This is a genomic window from Marinobacter sp. ELB17, from assembly GCF_000169375.1.
Lineage (GTDB): Bacteria > Pseudomonadota > Gammaproteobacteria > Pseudomonadales > Oleiphilaceae > Marinobacter.
In genome coordinates this window covers 78784-97090 of sequence record NZ_AAXY01000006.1, presented here as the reverse complement: position 1 = coordinate 97090, position 18307 = coordinate 78784, and the positions used below count along the sequence as shown (strand labels likewise).

At 54.6% G+C, this 18307-nt stretch carries 16 protein-coding genes and 2 pseudogenes; 14 read left to right on the top strand and 4 right to left on the bottom strand.

Going from position 1 to position 18307, the window contains the following annotated elements; translation table 11 throughout:
• The first annotated feature begins 19 nt into the window (after window positions 1–19).
• The 14 genes from MELB17_RS09715 (at window position 20) to MELB17_RS25065 (ending at window position 15011) form a co-directional block, all read left to right on the top strand.
• Window positions 20–997, top strand: a complete 978-nt coding sequence (locus MELB17_RS09715) for an ABC transporter permease (protein WP_007350052.1) — start codon at window positions 20–22, stop codon at window positions 995–997.
• Window positions 994–1830 (top strand): ABC transporter permease, encoded by an 837-nt coding sequence (locus MELB17_RS09710; RefSeq protein WP_007350051.1) that lies wholly within the window; start codon window positions 994–996, stop codon window positions 1828–1830. Before MELB17_RS09715 ends, MELB17_RS09710 begins: the two co-directional genes overlap by 4 nt.
• Window positions 1827–3491: an ABC transporter ATP-binding protein gene (locus MELB17_RS09705; protein ID WP_007350050.1), complete on the top strand. Its 1665-nt coding sequence runs from the start codon at window positions 1827–1829 to the stop codon at window positions 3489–3491. The genes MELB17_RS09710 and MELB17_RS09705 overlap by 4 nt, the downstream gene beginning before the upstream one ends.
• Window positions 3488–4894, top strand: coding sequence for an FAD-binding oxidoreductase (locus MELB17_RS09700; protein WP_007350049.1), 1407 nt, complete (start codon window positions 3488–3490; stop codon window positions 4892–4894). The genes MELB17_RS09705 and MELB17_RS09700 overlap by 4 nt, the downstream gene beginning before the upstream one ends.
• Complete coding sequence (locus MELB17_RS09695; protein ID WP_007350048.1) at window positions 4891–5835, top strand: DMT family transporter; 945 nt, start codon at window positions 4891–4893, stop codon at window positions 5833–5835. The genes MELB17_RS09700 and MELB17_RS09695 overlap by 4 nt, the downstream gene beginning before the upstream one ends.
• A gap of 61 nt (window positions 5836–5896) precedes the next feature.
• On the top strand, window positions 5897–6043 hold the full coding sequence (locus tag MELB17_RS24565) for a hypothetical protein (RefSeq protein ID WP_007350047.1): 147 nt from the start codon (window positions 5897–5899) through the stop codon (window positions 6041–6043).
• Between the two features lie 362 nt (window positions 6044–6405).
• Window positions 6406–7125, top strand: a complete 720-nt coding sequence (locus MELB17_RS09690; RefSeq protein ID WP_007350046.1) for a GntR family transcriptional regulator — start codon at window positions 6406–6408, stop codon at window positions 7123–7125.
• A gap of 44 nt (window positions 7126–7169) precedes the next feature.
• On the top strand, window positions 7170–8384 hold the full coding sequence (locus MELB17_RS09685) for a CaiB/BaiF CoA transferase family protein (protein ID WP_007350045.1): 1215 nt from the start codon (window positions 7170–7172) through the stop codon (window positions 8382–8384).
• Between the two features lie 14 nt (window positions 8385–8398).
• Entirely contained in the window at window positions 8399–9688 is a 1290-nt protein-coding gene (locus MELB17_RS09680; RefSeq protein WP_007350044.1) for a TRAP transporter large permease, read from the top strand.
• A gap of 75 nt (window positions 9689–9763) precedes the next feature.
• Window positions 9764–10810 carry a TRAP transporter substrate-binding protein gene (locus MELB17_RS09675; RefSeq protein ID WP_007350043.1) on the top strand — a complete coding sequence of 349 codons (1047 nt, stop codon included), beginning with the start codon at window positions 9764–9766 and terminating at the stop codon, window positions 10808–10810.
• 12 nt (window positions 10811–10822) lie between these two features.
• On the top strand, window positions 10823–11344 hold the full coding sequence (locus MELB17_RS09670) for a TRAP transporter small permease subunit (RefSeq protein WP_007350042.1): 522 nt from the start codon (window positions 10823–10825) through the stop codon (window positions 11342–11344).
• A complete protein-coding gene (locus MELB17_RS09665) occupies window positions 11337–13280 on the top strand; it encodes an aconitate hydratase (protein ID WP_007350041.1) in 1944 nt (647 codons plus the stop codon). The genes MELB17_RS09670 and MELB17_RS09665 overlap by 8 nt, the downstream gene beginning before the upstream one ends.
• Window positions 13277–14215: a hydroxymethylglutaryl-CoA lyase gene (locus tag MELB17_RS09660; protein ID WP_007350040.1), complete on the top strand. Its 939-nt coding sequence runs from the start codon at window positions 13277–13279 to the stop codon at window positions 14213–14215. Before MELB17_RS09665 ends, MELB17_RS09660 begins: the two co-directional genes overlap by 4 nt.
• Window positions 14216–14684: 469 nt before the next feature.
• The gene (locus MELB17_RS25065; RefSeq protein WP_198136481.1) at window positions 14685–15011 is read left to right on the top strand and encodes a hypothetical protein; all 327 of its coding nucleotides are present in this window, start codon (window positions 14685–14687) and stop codon (window positions 15009–15011) included.
• Here MELB17_RS25065 and MELB17_RS23750 read toward each other — a convergent pair.
• From MELB17_RS23750 to MELB17_RS09640, 4 genes and pseudogenes are all read right to left on the bottom strand, one after another.
• Window positions 14978–15222, bottom strand: a pseudogene (locus tag MELB17_RS23750) (ATP-binding protein); the annotation flags it as partial. The gene MELB17_RS25065 and the pseudogene MELB17_RS23750 sit on opposite strands and share 34 nt — an antisense overlap.
• 275 nt (window positions 15223–15497) lie before the next feature.
• Window positions 15498–15782, bottom strand: coding sequence for a hypothetical protein (locus tag MELB17_RS09650; RefSeq protein WP_007350037.1), 285 nt, complete (start codon window positions 15780–15782; stop codon window positions 15498–15500).
• 100 nt (window positions 15783–15882) lie between these two features.
• On the bottom strand, window positions 15883–16749 hold the full coding sequence (locus MELB17_RS09645; RefSeq protein ID WP_007350036.1) for a formyltetrahydrofolate deformylase: 867 nt from the start codon (window positions 16747–16749) through the stop codon (window positions 15883–15885).
• A gap of 74 nt (window positions 16750–16823) precedes the next feature.
• Window positions 16824–18200: pseudogene (locus tag MELB17_RS09640) on the bottom strand (L-serine ammonia-lyase).
• Window positions 18201–18307: the final 107 nt, after the last annotated feature.

Here is an 18307-nt window from a genome sequence, read left to right as displayed (position 1 = left end):
TCGCCACGGGAGTAATGGCATGCTCTATGCTAGATTGATCATCATGCGGCTTTTGAAAGCCGTCATTGTTCTGTTTCTGATCGTTATCTTCAATTTTTTCCTGATTCATATGGCCCCCGGTGATCCCGCGGTTGTAATGGCCGGTGAAGCGGGTGCCACCGATGCGGAATTTCTGAATCAGCTGCGCGAGCAGTTTGGGCTTGATCAGCCGCTTTACGTCCAGCTGTGGAATTACGTATCAGGCATCGCCACACTGGATTTCGGTTACTCCTACCGTCAGCAGACGCCGGTGTTTGACCTGATTATGGACCGCTTGCCCGCAACCTTACTGCTGACCGGCACGGCCTTCGTCATGTCACTGGGCCTGGGCATTCTGGCGGGATCTATGGCGGCGGCACGGGCTAAAAAGCTTAGCGGTTCGCTGATCATGGCACTCGCGCTGGTATTTTACGCCACGCCGCTGTTCTGGGTGGCGCTGATGGCTGTGATGCTGTTTTCGGTGCAACTTGAATGGCTGCCCGCTTACGGTTACTACACCGTCGGCACCGACCTCACCGGCTTTGCCCTGGTGCTGGATATCGGTCAGCACCTGATTCTTCCCGCCACCACCCTGGCGCTGTTTTCCATGGCAGTTTATACCCGTATGACGCGCACCTCCATGCTGGAGGCTAGTCAGCAGGATTACGTCAAGACAGCAAGGGCCAAAGGGCTGGCACCGGGGGTCATTCAGCGGCGGCATATTCTGCGCAATGCCCTGCTTCCAATTATCACCTTGGCAGGCTTGCAGGCTGGCCAGATGGTAGGGGGCGCAATTCTCACTGAAACGGTTTTCGCCTGGCCGGGTATCGGCCGCCTGATGTTCGAGGCGCTGATGCAACGTGACTACAACCTGCTGCTAGGAATCTTTTTCTTCTCTGCTGCACTGGTCATTGCGTTCAACATCATTACCGACCTTGTTTATGGCCTGGTTGACCCGCGTATCAAGGAGTCATCATGAATTTCTTTGCCCGCTTCGCCCAAAACCGTGGCGCCCTGGTCGGGTTGATCATACTGACCACCATTATTCTGATGGCGATCACCGCCCCTTTGTTTTTCCCCGAGTCGCCGTGGCGGATGTTGCAGCGCCCCTTCCTGACACCCTTTGAAGTTGATGGTTTCCCGATGGGCACCGACACCATGGGCCGTAACGTTGCCGCCGGGCTGATGCATGGCGCCTGGGTGTCGCTGTTGATTGGCTTGGTATCCACCACGGTGGCGCTGCTGATTGGCTTGCCGCTGGGAGCCATTGCGGGCTACTACGGTGGCCTGCTCGATGATGCGCTGATGCGTTTCACCGAGTTCTTCCAGACCATTCCCAGCTTTGCTCTGGCCATTGTCCTGGTCGCCATCATGCAGCCCAGCGTGACCTCGATTGTACTGGCCATTGCGCTGGTCAGCTGGCCACCGGTGGCCCGCCTGGTGCGTGCGGAGTTCATGTCGTTGCGCAACCGTGAGTATGTCGAAGCGGCGCGCCTGGTCGGCCAGGGCAACACGACGATCATCTTGCGCCAGATCCTGCCTAACGCCATGTCGCCGATTATTGTCCTGGCGTCCTTGATGGTGGCTACCGCCATCCTGCTGGAGTCCTCTCTTTCCTTTCTAGGGCTGGGTGACCCGAACGTCATGTCATGGGGCTATATGATTGGCGCCGCTCGCACAGTGATTCGCCAGGCCTGGTGGCTAAGCTTCTTCCCTGGGCTGGCCATTCTACTCACCGTACTGGCCTTGAACCTGGTCGGAGAAGGCCTCGACGATGCGCTTAATCCGAAACTTAGCCGAGAACGCTCATGAATAAGGGGAACCACGTAACTTCAACAACCGATACTCCCTTGCTGAGCCTGCAGGATCTGACCATTGCGCTGCCCAAGGGGGCGGACCGCGCCTATGCTGTGGAAAACCTCAGCTACGATGTACTGCGCGGCGAAATTCTCTGCGTAGTGGGCGAATCCGGTTCCGGCAAGTCCATGGCCGCCAACGCCATCATGGGTCTTTTGCCTGAGGGCGTTCGACCGGTGGGCGGCAAGGCAATGTTTGCCGGCCAAGATCTGCTGAGCATCACCGAAAAACAGCATCGCAAACTGCGTGGCCTGCGCATTGGCATGATTTTCCAGGAGCCGATGACCGCCTTGAACCCCTTGATGCGCGTCGGTGCGCAGATCAACGAGGTCTTCGAAGCCCACAGCCAGCTGAACAGAGCCGAACGTGGCGCCAAAGCGCTGGAGCTATTAAAGGAAGTGGGTCTTCCCGACCCGGAAAAAGCCATTCGCGCTTACCCTTTTCAGCTTTCCGGCGGTCAGCGCCAGCGGGTCATGATTGCCATGGCCCTAGCATTAGAGCCAGAGCTATTGATTGCCGACGAGCCAACCACGGCATTGGATGTTACCACTCAGGCCCAGATTCTGGACCTGATTATTGATCTGCAAAAAAGACACGGAATGGCGGTGATGTTTATCACCCATGACTTCGGGGTGGTGGCTGAAATTGCCACTCGGGTTTGTGTGATGCGCCATGGCCAGATTATTGAACTCGGCCAGGCCAAGGAGGTACTGGCCAACCCGCAACATGAATACACCCGTTCCTTGATCGAGGCGATCCCCAGCAATATCGTGCCGGAAGCCCGCGGGGCAGAAACCGACACGCTGTTGCTGGATGTCAAAGGTCTCAACAAAGTCTTCCGCTCCAATGGCGGCCTGTTCAAGCCCGCCCGTGAAGTGCGTGCCCTCGACGACGTGTCGTTTTCGCTGGCCAAGGGCGAAACCATCGGCATTGTTGGCGAATCCGGCTCGGGAAAATCCACGTTAGGGCGCTGCATTGTGCGTCTGGAGACCCCGGATAGCGGCACCATGAGCCTGTCCGGCACCGATTTCATGCAGCTCAACGGGGAGTCGCTGCGCCGCCAACGCAAGCGCGTGCAGATGATTTTTCAAGACCCTTACGCATCCCTCAACCCGCGTACAAGGGTGGGTATGGCCATTGCTCAAGGTCCGATTGCCAATGGGGTGCCCAAGCAGAAAGCCCTGGTACAGGCCGACGACCTGCTCGAGCTGGTGGGCCTGGCCAACACCGCTAACCGCTTCCCGCATGAGTTTTCCGGTGGGCAACGCCAGCGGATCGGCATTGCCCGCGCACTGGCGCTGGAGCCGGAACTGATTGTTGCCGATGAAGCTGTCTCGGCGCTGGATGTGTCGATTCAGGCCCAAATTCTGAAGCTGTTGGAAGACCTCAAGCAGAAACTCTCGTTATCGCTTCTGTTCATCACCCATGATTTGCGGGTGGCTGCCCAGATCTGCGATCACATTATCGTCATGCAGCATGGCTGTATTGTGGAACAGGGCCCTGCCCGTGACGTCTTCCTGGCGCCACAGCAGGCGTATACCCGTCAGTTGCTAGAGGCAATTCCCGGCCGACCGGAAGCCACTGAAGCCGCATCACGACAACGAGGCTATAAATGAATGCACTATTAGCCGAAATCACCGCCATCGTCGGCCCGTCGCACCTGCTGGAGGGTGATGATGTCAGCACCCGTCGCGATGACTGGATGCAAGGAACGCCCTGCCGGGCACGCGCCATTGTGCGCCCGGCAGATGCCGAACAGCTTTCTCGGGTGATGGCCGCATGCCATCGGGCTCGTCAGCCAGTTGTTCCCCACGGCGGGCTGACGGGCCTGGTCGGCGGCGGCGTGGCCAGCTCTGACGAACTGGCAATTTCGCTGGAGCGGATGAACCAGATCGACGCCATTGATCCGATCAGCGGCACCTTGACCGTGCAGGCTGGCACGCCCCTTCAGCGGGTGCAGGAGGCCGCCGCCGAGGCGGGCATGCAGTTCGCCCTCGATTTAGGTGCGCGTGGTTCCTGCACGGTGGGCGGCAATATCGCCACCAATGCCGGGGGCGTGCGGGTGATTCGTTACGGCATGATGCGTGAGCAGGTACTGGGGCTTGAAGCGGTACTCGCCGATGGCACCCAGGCCAGCTCGATGAACCACATGCTCAAGAACAATGCCGGTTACGACCTGAAGCAGTTGTTTATCGGCAGTGCGGGCACGCTGGGCATCGTTACTCGGGCGGTACTCAAGCTGAAACCTCAGCAACCGGCCATGCAGACCGCCATGGTCGCCTGCGACACTTTCAACGACCTGACCGCGCTGCTGCAATATGTGCGTCAAGCGCTGGGCGAGCAGCTCGCGGCGTTTGAAGTCATGTGGCATAACCACTATGCGCTGCTCACCGAAGAAAGCGGTCGCCATACGCCACCGTTAGCTACCAATGCGGCGTTTTACGTCTTGATCGAAACCCTTGGCAGCGACCAGGAGGCGACGGCCCAACGTTTTGAAAGCGTGATCGAACGTGCTTTTGAAAACGGCCATATCAGCGATGCTGTGATAGCCAACGCCACCCACCAGCGTAAACGTTTATGGGCGATCCGCGAGGATATCGAAGGCCTTTTACATCACCTCAATCCGCATTTTACATTTGATGTCAGCCTGCCGATTCCCGAGATGGAGCATTATGCGCGCACCCTCGAAGAGCAGGTCGCTCAGCGCTGGCCGGACGGCAGAATCGTCGTATTTGGTCATCTGGGCGATGGCAATTTGCATATCACCGTGACCACCGGCCACCCCGATGACGTTGCGCTGGCAGACGACAAGCTCGCCGTGGAGGCGCTCGTTTATTTGCCACTGGCAGCCATGGGAGGCTCTGTTTCCGCTGAGCATGGCATCGGCCTAGACAAACGCGCCTATCTGCACCTGTCACGCACATCGGCGGAAATTACCTTGATGCGCACGCTGAAACAGGCGCTCGACCCGCACGCCCTGCTCAATCGCCATAAGATACTGCCGGATGAGGAGCCATGAACTTTTCCGGCGTTCAACGCCATTTCGCGCAACGACGCGATAGCGGGCAGTTATCCGCTATCGCGCTGGTTGTGACCATCGGGTTGTTCTGGGGCGGCAACTGGCCGGCGGTACGTTTTATTCTGGCCGACATTCCGCCGTTTACACTGCGTTCCATTGGCTTCACCACTGGCGCTGTACTGCTGCTCAGTTGGGCGTACTGGCGACGTATACCGCTGACGGTGTCGTCAAAAGAATGGCCGTGGCTGGCCGTAACGGGGCTGTTCACGATTCTAGGGTTCAACTTGGCGACGGCCTTCGGCCAGCTGCACATGCCGACCTCGCAAGCCGCCATTATCGCCTTCAGCATGCCCTGTTGGGCCTTATTGCTGGGCTGGTGGCTGCTTGGTCAACGTATCACCAGACGCCAGTGGCTGGGGCTTGCCTGCGGGCAGACTGGGCTTTTGGTGCTGTTGGGGCCTTCGGCCTTGCAAGGTGGCAGCCAGGGGTTGGTTGGCCCCCTGATCATGCTCGGTGCCGCCCTGTCATGGGCGCTAGGCACGGTATTGATCAAGCGGCGCGGCGTCTGGAAAAGCCATGCGGTGGTTATTACCGGCTGGCAATTTTTGTTGTGTGCCATTCCCATGATTATCATGATGGTCGCCCTAGAGCCCATGCCCAAACCCGCCACCTGGCAGACATCGACCTGGCTGGCGCTAGGCTACCATCTGCTGTTTTCGATCACTCTGGCGCAGATGCTGTGGTTCATGAACGTTAACCGTCTGACCATTGCCCAGGCGACCATTTCGACCTTGATCATTCCCACCGTGGGGGTATCCAGCGCCATCGTGCTGCTGGGAGAACCGCTCAGCCCCAAAGTGTTTATCGCCCTGTTACTGACGCTGGCTGCGGTGGCGATCGTCATGTTCAAGCGTGCGGGCCCTGCTACTGGCACCCCCTAACGCCCAATTAACCTGTCCATGCGATATGTCCTTAAAATAGTTACCTTAAAAGGAGGATAGATTGCCGACATTCCCCAATCACTTGCGCGGCGAAAGCCCCGTCAACCCATTCCCTGGCATTAAAGTGCTGGAGCGCCGTATTGGCCGGGAGATTCCCCATCGCCTGGGCTTTGACGACGGACCGGCCAAGTTAATTGGCGCACTATAGGGCATGGCTTGCGCTGCATTTTGGCGTTGGTGGTTTGTGTGAAGGCACAGGCTCACGTACACAAATTTCAACTGACTAATCCGATGAAGCTTCACGTGAAGTAATCCGTTCCAGACAACAATGACTTTGAAGCTGGCTTACTCACACTAAGGTAATACTGGTTCAAATTTCTAATATTCCGATCTTTCTACAAGATGGCGAAATGAAGCCGAGTACCCCCACAGCCCGCTCACCCACAAGCATGAAAACCCTTTCTGTATTAGTTAGCATGCGCATTATTGCATACAATGTCCGACTAAGGTCTAATACAAATCACATAAAAATGGCTTTATTTTCGAATATTGCATGCAATGCCGGAGAAGATGGTGATTGAAAGCAACCGTCGGGTTAACGCCTCAGTTCCAAGAACCGCCAAAACGGAAGTTCACGATGCCATCAAGCAGCGTATTCTCAACGCAGTTTACTTGCCTCATGAATTTATCCGCGAAGCACGGGTAGCTCAGGAATTGAAAGTCAGTAGAACACCTGTTCGCGAAGCGTTCAGGGAATTGATTTCTGAAGGTTGGCTGGAAGCTATTCCACACCAGGGCGCAAGAGTGTCTGCATGGACCGAAAGAGACGCCCGTGAAGTGTTTGAAATTCGATTGGTACTAGAACCCATGGCTGTTGCTTTAGCATGCAGTAAAATGGATAGGGTACGGCTTGATCACCTTAAGTATTTAGCCAGCCAAATGGAGATTTTGACCGAGAAAGTGGAGACCCATGCTGAATTTCGCAACAGCATTTCTGCACTCAACCATGAGTTTCACAAAGAGCTTATTGCTGGTAGCGACAATTATCGTTTAATGACTACATTGGAAAACATCGTGCGGTCGTCGGTAATAAGAAGAAACTTCACAAACTATAAGCCAGAACATCTCCAACGTAGTATGCGCCACCACCGCGAAATCTTGGACGCTATTGAATCCCGAAACGGAGGCTGGGCTGAAAGCATCATGCGCTCGCACTTGCTTGCAGCATATGATTTGCATCTCAACGTATCAGATTTAGAAAATCGTCACCAGCACGCTGAAGACACTTAAACTAATAATTAAAACTCGAATTAAATTAAGGGAAAACAATTATAATGTCCCTAGATAAACTTGCTCCAACCACCCCATTAAGTGACCTCAAGGTACTCGAACTCGGGCAGCTCATAGCAGGTCCTTACTGTGGCCAGATTTTGGCCGATTTTGGCGCCAATGTAATCAAGATCGAACCCCCTGGCAAAGGTGACTCCATGCGTCAATGGGGTGAAGTCGACGCCGATGGCGAACCTGTGTGGTGGAATGTTATCGGTCGAAACAAGCAGTCCGTGACGCTGAATCTTCGCGAGCCGCAAGGTCAAGCGATTCTTCGTAGCCTGGCCAGTCAGGCCGACATCTTAATTGAGAACTTTCGTCCGGGCACAATGGAACGCTGGGGATTAGGTTATGACGTTTTATCTAGGAACAATCCAGGGTTAATCATGGTTCGGGTCACTGGGTTTGGTCAGGATGGGCCCTATTCTGACCGTACCGGGTTCGCCTCTGTTTGTGAGGCCATGGGTGGTTTACGCTACATTAGCGGTTATCCCGACCGGCCGCCGGTTCGAGTGGGTATTTCAATCGGAGATACGCTAGCCGGAATTCATGGTGCAATCGGTGCGCTGGTCGCCCTTCATCAGCGAGAGAAGTCAGGCGAAGGCCAGGTTGTCGACAGTGCAATCTTTGAATCTGTCTTGGGGGTGATGGAAAGTCTAGTGCCTGATTATGATCGAGCCGGCAAGATCCGTGAGCGAAATGGCGGTTTCTTGCCCGGTATCGCGCCGTCCAACGCCTACCCGGCCAGGGATAATCGTGATGTTATCATTGGAGCCAACCAAGACAGTGTTTTCCGTCGTTTATGCGCGGCCATGGGTCAACCTACGCTTGCGGATCACCCAGACTACGCAACCCATCGCGCAAGGGGCGCAAACCAGCAGGCGATTGACGATGCGGTAGCGGCTTGGACTCGTCAGCATGACGCCCAAGAAATCGTGGACAGGCTCGCGGAGGCTGGCGTGCCGGCAGGTCTGATTTTTCGTGCTCCCGATATGTTAGCTGATCCACATTTCAATGCCCGAAAATCCATTGTTATGGTGCCAGATCGCAAAGGAAAGCCATTGCCTATGCAGAATGTCTTCCCTCGTCTGACCAAAACTCCGGGTACGATTCGACACGCAGGGCCCCAACTGGGAGAGCACACCAATGAGGTGCTAAAAGGTTGGCTCGATATGAATGATGCGCAGTTAGACACGCTGCGTAATTCGTCCATCATCTGAGCGGGAGAGCACCTTTGGAACCAATTATTGTTGTAATCGCATTAATCACCATGATTGCCTTTGGTTTTCCCATATTTTTGGCGCTTGGATTGTCTGGCTTGCTCGGACTTTACATGGCACAGGGTAGCCTGGCTTTTTTCTTCGCGCCCTCCTCTTTGTTTGGGCAACTCAATAGCTTTGAGCTGATCGCACTCCCATTGTTTATTTTGATGGGCAGCATTTTAGGGGCTACACCGGTTGGATCGAGTCTTTTTCAAGCTGCAGTTCGCTGGTTAAACTGGCTCAAAGGCAGTCTTGCCATATCATCCGTTGGCGCATCGGCCATGTTCGGCGCCGTTTCCGGTGTCAGCCTGGCAGGCGTAGCGGCTGTTGGTTCAATTGCTGTACCCCACATGATAGAGCGTGGTTACAGTCGTTCGTTAGCAGCCGGCTCAGTCGTCAGTGCAGGCGCTTTAGCGATGCTAATCCCGCCGAGTGTCCCATTCATTATTTATGGATCTGTATCTGGCGTGTCAGTGGCGGATCTCTTCATTGGCGGTATCGTCCCCGGCGTTGTTCTGGCCTTGGCGCTCTGTTTTTACATTTGGGTAAGGGTGCATTTCAACCCTGAAGAAGCCCCTTTCTCCACCCAAACGTTTACTTGGAAAGAGCGCTTTCAAAGCTTAGGAGCAATTTGGCATTCAGCATTACTTGTTATTGCCGTTTTGGGATCTATTTACGCTGGCGTCGCCACACCCAGTGAGGCCGCCGGTATCGGTGCGTTTGGTGCACTTCTGATTGCTACGCTGGTATTTCGGTCTTTGAGCTGGAGCAAGTTCCTCTCCATTGTGGCTGAAACGGCCCGCATCAGTGGTGTCATTCTACTCATTATTGGATGTGCGAAGATTTTCGGTGATTACCTCAATTTCGTGCGTGTTCCACAGATACTGTCTGAAATGCTTACTGCCAGCCCGCTGCCCCCCTGGGCCATTCTGGTGGCAGTTATGCTGTTACTGGTTCTACTGGGCATGATTGTGGATGCTGTTTCACTGATTGTAGTAACCACACCTGTCCTCTTACCGCTAATTATAGCCCTCGGCTACGACCCTCTGTGGTTCGGCATCGTGCTTGTGCTTAACTTGGAAATTGCTGTGGTGACACCCCCAGTTGGGCTCAATCTGTATGCCCTACGAGGGGTCTGCCCCGAGCTCTCGATCGAAGAAATCATTCGCGCTGCGCTTCCCTTTGTTGCTGTGCAGTTCTTCGTACTGATGTTATTTGTCTTGTTTCCAGGTATCAGCCTCTGGCTGCCAGGAATCTTGTAGCCCTAGTTTTTACTCAATGACACTGTCAACACAATTACAACAAAGCAGTAAAGAAAAAACCAAAGGAGACACACCATGCAGATAACACGTCGAGCACTACTGAAGAACAGCACATTGGCCTCTGCCAGCTTCGCCTTAATTGGGGGGCAGAGTCTGTTTGCCGGTCACGCCTCAGCAGCGACGAAGTTCACTGGGGTATATTATATCCCGCCATCCTACGAAGCTCTGAGTTATGGCTCGGACGGGTTTGTTGACTACCTAAAAAAGCAGGGAGGCGAGACCCTAAGCGTCGATTACTACCACTCAGGCCAACTTGTGAAGGCCGATGAGCAACTGCCCGCGCTGCGCGCCGGCGCCATCGACTTCATGTTTCATACGACATCGTATATTACCCGCTCTCTGCCGATTCTGGGCATCACCGGCCTACCCGGCGTGGTTGACGAGCTGTACCGCAATCCGCAGCGCCTCGCCAAAGGCAGCCCTCTTATGGAATTGATTAATGAGGAATTGGCTAAGGACAATATCTACATGCTTACTGCCGGTGGCGGAATTCTTCAACCTGAATTCATCTGGAGCACAGCGGCCAGCCCTATTCGTTCACTCGACGATGTTCGTGGTAAAAAAATTCGTATCGTCAGTTTCGAAGCCACTTCAGCACTTAAACCCTTCAATATCGCTGCCGTGCGCATTTCATCTTCAGAAACTTACATGGCATTGGAGCGCGGCGCCATTGATGCGGCTGTGGCAAACATTTCGACTATTTATGGCCGCAGCCTGCAGGAACAATTAAAGGTGTGTTACGAGCTACCCATGACTTCCTTTACCGTCGCCCCATTCATGCTCCGCTCGCGCTGGGATGCACTTGAAGACGACGCCAAACAGGTCATTGAAGGAGCCGCACAATGGTATGAAGAGAACTTTGCCAGCTACTGCAATGACGTCATCTACCCCAATAAATACTGGCCCGCTGTTCAAGAGGCCGGGGTAGAGGTTGTTCTGCCCAGCGAAGAAGATTTAGCGACCTACAGAGAAAGCAGCCAGGCCGTATGGGAAGAATGGAAGGAGCAGGTCGGCAAGGAGGTCGGCGAAAAAGCCATTTCTCTCGCTCTAGGGCAAATCTGAGGGGTGATGTTAATGACCAAGCTCGCAATGCAAGGTTGGGATGGCCTTCTGGCTGTCCTGCGCTGGACCATGTTCGTAGTGCTGATTTTCATGATGCTAACCATCTGCTATGACGTGATCATGCGCTATGTCTTCGTGGCACCCACAAGTTGGAGCTTGGAAATCAACACTTTCCTGTTGGTTTACCTGGCAGTTGTTGGTGCAGGTGAGGCTCAGCGCCATGATGCCCATATTCGTATCACATTTTTCACCCAACGCTTTCCGAAGAGTGGACAGGCTCTGATCACAATGCTCACCAGCGCACTTGGCCTGGTGTTCTGCACCATCATGGTGTGGCGCGGCAGTCTAATGGCTCATGACGCTTGGGAATATGGTGAGCGGGTGTCCAGTGCTTTTGGCACACCCATGGTCTATCCCTATGCACTTATCCCCATTGGCTTTGGCGTACTTGGTTTGCAATTTCTGATTGATATTTTGCGTGTAGGATACGATTTATGCCACCCAAAGAGTGGGGAGGACATAACGCATGCCTGATTCATTAAGCCATAAATTGATGGCTGCGCACCTAGTCAACGGAAAAATGACACCCGGTAGCGAAATTGCCCTCAAAATGGATCAAGCGCTATTGCAGGATGTTCTAGGCACGCTGGTCATGCTGGAGCTTGATGCAATGGGCATTGAACGAGTGCACACATCGCCCAGCGTCCAGTACATCGATCACACCCTGATTCAACAAGACAACTTCAATGCCGATGCCCACTTGTTCCTTAAGAGCGCATGCGAGCGTTTGGGCATTTGGTACAGTGGACCTGGTAACGGTATAAGCCACCCGGTACACATGGAACGCTTTGGCAAACCCGGCGACAGTCTGGTGGGGTGCGACAGCCACACGACTTCAGCGGGAGCCCTAGGCATGTTGGCCATTGGTGCCGGCGGTATTGAAGTGGCGATGGCGATGGCCGGTGAACCTCTGTTTTTAGCTATGCCGAGCATCATCGGTGTACGGCTGACTGGGGAACTGCCGGATTGGGTCAGCGCCAAGGACGCTGTCTTGGAACTGCTACGCCGCCACGGGGTTTCGGGAGCAAAGAACTGCATTCTCGAATACTATGGCCCTGGACTAGCGGCACTTGATGCTATGGACCGCCATGTGCTGGCGAACATGGGAACAGAAATGGGAGCTACAACCAGCGTATTTCCGAGCGATGACGCCACCCTTGAGTTCATGCGGGCCAGGGGCCGCGAATCCGAATGGCGGCCGTTAGCCGCAGACCCTGGCTGTCTGTACGATCAGGACGAGCATATTGATCTGTCCAAACTGGAACCCCTAATTGCCCTTCCCTCTAGCCCGGATAAGGTCGTGCTTGTCAGTGATGTAGCCGGCGAACCCATTTATCAAGCGTATATTGGCTCGTCGGGAAACCCTGGGTATAGCGACTTTGCGGTTGTTGCGGACATTGTCAGGGGTCGTGCGATCTCACCTCATGTATCACTGGACATCAACCCATCTACTCGCCAGGTTCTGACGGCGCTGATTGACGAAGGTCACATGGCCACCTTGATCAAAGCAGGGGCGCGCCTTCATCAACCTGGTTGCAATGGCTGTATCGGAATGGGCCAGGCACCCGCAAAGGGCCGTAACAGTTTGCGCACCGTACCGCGTAACTTTCCTGGTCGCTCTGGCACTCTCGAAGACACCGTATTTCTATGTAGCCCGGAGACCGCCGCCGCATCAGCACTGTACGGTGTGATTACCGATCCGCGCACCCTAGAGCGAGCCCACCATCGCCCTAAAGAGCCTAAAAACATGAAGCCCGACGAGCACATGTTCTTTCCACCATTAGCGCTCGAAAAAGCTCGTCGCATCAGGTTACTGGCAACCGACAACACTCCACCGTTGGCTGTGCTCAAACCCTTACCCGATTCCATATGTGCGCCAGTATTGCTGAAGGTTGGCGACAACATCTCCACAGATGACATCATGCCGGCAGGTGCCCGCGTGCTCCCAATCTGGAGCAACATAGAGGCATCAACGAAACACACTTTTGAAACGGTGGATCCCAGTTACGCCACTCGGGCCCGCACCCAGGGGGAGGCCGGCCATATCATCGTCGCCGGTGATAACTACGGTCAGGGTTCAAGCCGCGAAAATGCGGCCCTCGTGCCCAGGGCTCTGGGATTGCAGGTGGTTATTGCCAAAAGTATTGCCCGCATACACTGGCAGAACCTGCCCTGCTTCGGTGTCTTGCCTTTGACACTTGATAATCCTGAGGACTTGGACCAATTGCAGCAGGACGATGTTATTCGGATTGATCGTCTTCGTGATCAACTGGCTGCAGGCACTTGTATCACGGCTACCATAAATGAACACCAGACAATCACATTGACACATGAGCTAAGTGCCCGCCAGCAGGCTGTTTTTTCATCTGGCGGCGTCATTAACTGGCTCTCGCGGAGAACCGGATCATGAACAGCCCCTTTCATCCTCCCAAAACAGTCGATATCGTTGAAGTGGCTCCTCGAGATGGCTTTCAATCCATTCACGAATTATTACCGACAGCCGGCAAGATCCAGTGCGTTCAAGCATTGATCGATTCCGGCATTACTCGCATTGAAATTGGCTCATTTGTTAGTAGCAAGGCCATCCCTCAAATGGCTGACATTGGTAACATCGTAGCCGCGTTTTCGGATCATACCGGCATGCGTTTCTCGGCGCTTGTTCCCAACCTCAAGGGTGCCGACAGGGCTTTGGCAAGCGGCATCAAAGAGCTCGTTTTTGTGGTCTCAGTTTCTGAGACCCATAATCAGAGCAATGTGCGCCAGAGCGTGGACAGCTCATTGGATGGTCTGAAAACAATCGCCGACCGGCTTAGGAGCGAAAAACATTCTGTGCGTCTACGGTTGGATTTAGCCACCTGCTTTGATTGTCCCTATGAGGGAGAGATCCAATGGCAACAGGTAGATGCGGTTCTAGGTAAAGCTCGGAATATCTGCAAGGGTATCGAATTGGAAGTGGCCCTTTGTGACACCACAGGCCGCGCCACGCCCTACCAAGTAGCAAATCACTTTACCCGTCTGCGGGAACGCCATGACAGTCCTTCCCTAAAATGGGCCTTCCACGGTCATGATACATTTGGAATGGGTGTTGCCAATGCCCTGTTCGCAGTACAGCATGGCGCAACAACCTTAGATGCTTCCGCCGCGGGTTTGGGTGGTTGCCCATTTGCCCCCGGAGCTACTGGAAACACAGCGACAGAAGATCTAATTTATGCCCTGCAAGGTGGCCATATTCAAACCGGTGTGAATTTGCCACTGTTTCTGGTGGCGGCCGATGCAATCGCTACCCTGCCGGGGGGTCAAACGGCCAGCCACCTGCGCAGTGTTCCACGTGAGCGGGTGAATTAACCATCGCAGAGTCCGGCTACCGGTAGTCCGATTAGTCAATACTTGCACATAACGGGGCACCGGACAGAGGACAATGACTATGCCAACACTTTGGACATGCGACACCTCCAACAACGTTCGATAGTTATGCTCTGATATGGCACTTGCTGTAGAGCGTATCGATATTAGCAGTAAGTTAGAAAACACGGATACTCCAACCTTATAGATCAAAAAATTCGAATGTCCTTATGCCGATTTTTGGAGATAATGTGTTGGTTTAGTGGAAACCCAGTGCTATTTTGCATTATTTAGCGATGAACTATTCCACTCAGGTATTGTATCCAGCCGAGCCCTCCGTTCGGGGCTTAGTTGATCGATGCTTTCGCAGACGGTGCCGAGTCGCAAGGAGAAAATAACAGCGATACTTGCGTAGGACGGCAATTGCAATACCCTCTTAGGTGTCCGGAATCAGTTGGCCCAATGACCTTTCATGATTTTGGAGAAACTCTCAATTTTTTCAGATCGCCAGCCGGATACTTCAAAGCGAACAGGGCTCAACGCGCAGTACACAGAAACAAAACATCAGTACCCAACGCTCAATGTTGAAATAGCCCCGATTCTGAAACCTGCTCAAAGCCCACAGTGGTCTAAAAAATCACCGTACAGCTCACCAGGAACGAACTCACCGCCTTTTGTGGCGTACTGTTTGGGCGTCGGAAATCGGCATCAGGTTCCTAACACGGTGACGCTAAAAACAAAGGCTTTTCCGTCTATGACAATGGCTCAAACGGCGCTGTCAACGCCAGTCAAAAACTGACCCACCTTTGGATTTTTAGTGTTGGTTAATAGTTCTTGGTTGCTGGCTGAGATCGGTGCGGTACCAGCCATTTTCTTATCCTTAAATCGATAGCTTTCTCCCCAGATTTGGACGATGTGCGCGTGGTGTAGTGCTCGTAACGCTTGGCAATGACGTTGAAGAACATATTGGCCTCCTCACGACCAAACGGCAGATAACCAATTTTGTCGATGTTCTCAATCAATGCCATTTCCGTATATTCGGATTTCCGGCCCCCGGCGTTCCCGCCAGGGACATGCCGCTCTGCCAAAGCACTGGCAATTCGTTGGCGCTGCAACTTTTTCAGTTTTTGGTCATACTCCCGAAAGGTGCTCTGGAGCGCAACTTGGTTCTTGCCAGAAACGCGGGCAAGGCGTAGCTTCTCTGAGAGAATCTCTCTGGACAATTAATCAAAAACCGCCAAGTCCAACGCTTCGCCTGCGCTCCCAATGTCGAGCTTCCCGCTTGTCACCATACGCCACAGTGGCTGCAGGCCCTGCGCTCGCATTTCGTTTCGTTTCGTATGGGAACGAAGTTGACCCAATCATTCAACCATTCCGGCTTTTGTATCGCTGAAAGGTTCCGTTGCCAGAGCTCGTCGATTTTCCATTCAGCGCTGGTAAGCCACTGAGCGCGGTTAAGTTCAGTCCTGCTCTTGAAATGTTCATAGGTCTCTTCCTGATCACGCCACGCTTCGAGATAACCTCCCGCTTCAACGTTCAGGTGTTCTGAAGTGGCGGGTTTAGGGTGCATGAGGGTCTACTCTTTCTTCAGCTTGTTTCGGGATGTTACGCCTGGCGTAGTGAGATGCGGGTCACCGGCGCAGGAGATCAGCCTTAAGTCCGACAGCCTCCTAGACAAATATGACCGTCCGCATCCCGTTAAGGAACACGCGCTGCTCAATGTGCAGTTTTACCGCACGGTGCAGCGCAACGCATTCACAGTTGCGCCCGAGGGATTCCAGTTTGACTGGCGTGAGGCTGTGGTCGACGCGCTCTACTACCTGATCGATAATCGGGCCTTCATCCAGGTCCGTCGTAATATAGTGGGCAGTCGCGCCAATCACCTTTACCCCTCTTTTGTACGCCTGGTGATAAGGCCGCGCGCCCTTGAAACCGGGCAGGAAAGAGTGGTGGATATTGATGGCCCGTCCCACTAATTGCTCGCACAGCGAGTCTGACAGCACCTGCATGTACCTGGCCAGAATCAGGAGTTCGCTTTCGGTTTCATGGACTATTTCCATCAGTCGCGCTTCCTGCTGACTGCGGGACGCGTCCGTAACCGGCAGGAAAAAGTAGGGAATACCGTGTTCCGCCGCTATGGGCGCCAGGTTTTCGTGATTCGAGATGAGGCCCATGACGTCCATGTTGAGTTCGCCGGACCGCCAGCGGTAGAGAATGTCGCGCACACAATGGTCCAGTCTGGATCCAAATATCAGCACTCTGGGCCGGTGGTCGGCGTCGGTGATACTCCATTCCATGAAAAACCGGGTAGCGGTCTTCGTGAACGCTTCAATCAGCGCAGCATAGCCAGGATTAGCGGCGGCCTTGATACGAAAACAGGCGCGCGCAAAGAAGTTCTCCTCTTCCACATCGTCAAACTGATTGAACTCTTCGACGTAACCTCCCAGGTTGTTGATGAAGGCGGTAATGCCGGCCACCTGGCCCTGAGCGCTGGGCCCGGTGGCGGTTAAAATGTAGCGCGCGTCATTCAAGGGCATTCTGTCCTCCCGGGCAGCGCTTTCTGAACGCATACCGTGTCGGTCGTTGATGGTTAGGATGGGATTGCAAAGCGTCAGCACTCGACGATATTGACCGCCAGGCCGCCCCGCGAGGTTTCCTTGTATTTGTCATGCATGTCGCGCCCGGTGTCGCGCATCGTTCGAATGACCTTGTCGAGCGAAACGATGTGCTCACCGTCGCCCGCCAGCGCCATGTGCGCTGCATTGACCGCCTTGACTGAGGCGATGGCATTGCGCTCGATGCATGGCACCTGGACCAGACCGCCGATGGGGTCGCAGTCAAACCAAGGTTGTGCTCCAGACCGATTTCCGCCGCATTCTCAACCTGCGCTGGGGTCCCGCCCAGGATCTCTGCAAGCCCGGCGGCGGCCATCGCGCAGGCCGATCCGACCTCGCCCTGACACCCCACTTCTGCGCTGAAATTGATGCGTTTTTTTGCAGAGAATACCGACGGCGGCGGCGGTGAGCAGATAATTGACCACATCGCGATCGTTCGCGTCAGGCTGGAACTGCATGTAGTAATGCAACACCGCCGGAATGATTCCAGCTGCGCCGTTCGTCGGCGCCGTCACCATCCGCCCGCCGGCGGCATTCTCTTCGTTGACAGCCAGGGCAAAGAGATTGAGCCAGTCCATCGCGGATGAGGTGGAAGCAATCAAGCTGCCGTTGTTTTTCTTGGCCAGCAGGCGCAGATGCCAGGCCGCTGCCCGGCGCCTCACGAAAAGTCCGCCGGGGATCATGCCCTCATTACGCAAGCCGTTTTGCACGCAGGCCTGCATGGCCTCCCAGAGCCCTATCAACTGGGCACGAATAGTGGCCTCGTCGCGCCACGCTTTTTCGTTTTCCAGCATCACCCCGGAAATACTCAGGCCGTGCGTCTTGCACAGGGCGAGCAGTTCAGCCGCCGTATTGAACTCGTAGGGCAGAGACGTCGTGTCGGTGTCGAAATCACCCTGCGCGGCCTGGGCCTCATCGATCACAAAACCGCCGCCGACTGAGTAGTAGGTGTTGCAATACAGCTCGCCGCTATCCGTATGGGCGATCACCCGCATCGCATTCGGATGATGCAAAAGATTCTCCGGATGCCAATGCATGTCGCGGTTCGCGTTGAAATTAATCGGAAACCGGGCATCAAGTAGCAGGGTCTGGGTGTCTTGAAGCGCCTCCATGGCCGGTCCGATGACGACCGGGTCAATGGTCTGCGGTTGTTTCCCCATTAGCCCCATAATGGCGGCACGATCCGTCCCGTGGCCCACGCCGGTAGCCGACAGCGAACCAAACAAGTGAACCTCTATGCGCCTTACCTGCTCCAGCATTCCCTGGCGGCGAAGCGCCTGGACAAAATCATAGGCGGCACGCATGGGGCCGACGGTATGCGAGCTGGAGGGTCCGATCCCGATTCTGAACAGGTCGAAGACGCTGATGGACATGGATCACCTCGGGTGAATGCAGATTCCTGATGTCAGATTCCTGACAAGAATGAAGCATACGCTGCTGTCCTGGCCCAGAGCCGCTTGGATACGACTGGCTGGCTTCT

What these genes read in the sequence shown, in the direction of transcription:
- MELB17_RS09715 (WP_007350052.1), top strand. Translation starts at nt 20, where the DNA reads ATGCTCTATGCTAGATTGATCATCATGCGGCTTTTGAAAGCCGTCATT.
- MELB17_RS09710 (WP_007350051.1), top strand. Translation starts at nt 994, where the DNA reads ATGAATTTCTTTGCCCGCTTCGCCCAAAACCGTGGCGCCCTGGTCGGG.
- MELB17_RS09705 (WP_007350050.1), top strand. Translation starts at nt 1,827, where the DNA reads ATGAATAAGGGGAACCACGTAACTTCAACAACCGATACTCCCTTGCTG.
- MELB17_RS09700 (WP_007350049.1), top strand. Translation starts at nt 3,488, where the DNA reads ATGAATGCACTATTAGCCGAAATCACCGCCATCGTCGGCCCGTCGCAC.
- MELB17_RS09695 (WP_007350048.1), top strand. Translation starts at nt 4,891, where the DNA reads ATGAACTTTTCCGGCGTTCAACGCCATTTCGCGCAACGACGCGATAGC.
- MELB17_RS09690 (WP_007350046.1), top strand. Translation starts at nt 6,406, where the DNA reads ATGGTGATTGAAAGCAACCGTCGGGTTAACGCCTCAGTTCCAAGAACC.
- MELB17_RS09685 (WP_007350045.1), top strand. Translation starts at nt 7,170, where the DNA reads ATGTCCCTAGATAAACTTGCTCCAACCACCCCATTAAGTGACCTCAAG.
- MELB17_RS09675 (WP_007350043.1), top strand. Translation starts at nt 9,764, where the DNA reads ATGCAGATAACACGTCGAGCACTACTGAAGAACAGCACATTGGCCTCT.
- MELB17_RS09670 (WP_007350042.1), top strand. Translation starts at nt 10,823, where the DNA reads ATGACCAAGCTCGCAATGCAAGGTTGGGATGGCCTTCTGGCTGTCCTG.
- MELB17_RS09665 (WP_007350041.1), top strand. Translation starts at nt 11,337, where the DNA reads ATGCCTGATTCATTAAGCCATAAATTGATGGCTGCGCACCTAGTCAAC.
- MELB17_RS09660 (WP_007350040.1), top strand. Translation starts at nt 13,277, where the DNA reads ATGAACAGCCCCTTTCATCCTCCCAAAACAGTCGATATCGTTGAAGTG.
- MELB17_RS25065 (WP_198136481.1), top strand. Translation starts at nt 14,685, where the DNA reads ATGATTTTGGAGAAACTCTCAATTTTTTCAGATCGCCAGCCGGATACT.
- MELB17_RS09650 (WP_007350037.1), bottom strand. Translation starts at nt 15,782, where the DNA reads ATGCACCCTAAACCCGCCACTTCAGAACACCTGAACGTTGAAGCGGGA.
- MELB17_RS09645 (WP_007350036.1), bottom strand. Translation starts at nt 16,749, where the DNA reads ATGCCCTTGAATGACGCGCGCTACATTTTAACCGCCACCGGGCCCAGC.